Source organism: Psychrobacillus vulpis, from assembly GCF_006861825.1.
In the GTDB taxonomy this organism is placed as follows: domain Bacteria; phylum Bacillota; class Bacilli; order Bacillales_A; family Planococcaceae; genus Psychrobacillus; species Psychrobacillus vulpis.
The window spans coordinates 1-638 of the sequence record NZ_VDGI01000070.1 but is presented as its reverse complement, the minus strand read 5'-3'; the positions used below and the strand labels follow the sequence as shown (position 1 = coordinate 638).

The 638-nt window shown below is 36.5% G+C and carries 2 protein-coding genes; one reads left to right on the top strand and one right to left on the bottom strand.

What is annotated here, in order from left to right; translation table 11 throughout:
- The first annotated feature begins 4 nt into the window (after positions 1-4).
- Positions 5-109, top strand: a complete 105-nt coding sequence (locus tag FG384_RS20495) for an IS3 family transposase (protein WP_420849988.1) — start codon at positions 5-7, stop codon at positions 107-109.
- A gap of 49 nt (positions 110-158) precedes the next feature.
- Here FG384_RS20495 and FG384_RS19610 read toward each other — a convergent pair whose 3' ends face one another.
- Positions 159-389, bottom strand: coding sequence for a hypothetical protein (locus tag FG384_RS19610; protein ID WP_142644356.1), 231 nt, complete (start codon positions 387-389; stop codon positions 159-161).
- Positions 390-638: the final 249 nt, after the last annotated feature.

Sequence of the window (638 nt, the reverse complement as noted above, 5' to 3'; positions counted from 1 at the left end):
TGAACTGTTCGATTACGTCAATTGGTACAATAACATTCGTACGCACAGCACACTAGGCTACCTAAGTCCGGTAGAGTACAAATTCGCTTCCCTTAAAAAAGTTGTTTGATTTAGTGTTGACATACCAACCCTTTAGTTTAAGTAAATGGAAAGTTTAGTTACCCTTTTAAATAATCTTCTAATTCTTGTTCAATTTCTTCATTACTTACCTTTTCTATCTCTTCATCTAAAACGTTACGGTGTTTAGAAATACTTAATAGAATTAGGATATCAATCAGTGCACCTGTTGCAATTGGAATAAAGATATCAGTCGGCGGTATTAATGACTGCCGGTGCCAAAATATTGAGTATAAAATACCTGCAATACCAAAAATAAAAGTAAAGCGCATATCTATCTCTCCCTCTTTTTCAATTCTTCATTCAGATTTAATTTCCTTATTGAACTAACATGCCTTGTTAGTTCAATAAGAAAAAAGAGTTGCCTAAGCAACCCATTTTCTTTAACTAAAGCCCCCGTTAGCCATCCATGTAGCGCAAAATCAGCGCTACACCACAGAGAATGAAAATGTGAAAAACGGGTATAGGATACTACGGCTGGGAGAGGAAGGTCGATGAACTATGGTGCCATAGAGCCCATC

Excerpts from the sequence above, each read along its gene's own strand:
- FG384_RS19610 (WP_142644356.1), bottom strand. The coding sequence starts at position 389 with ATGCGCTTTACTTTTATTTTTGGTATTGCAGGTATTTTATACTCAATA.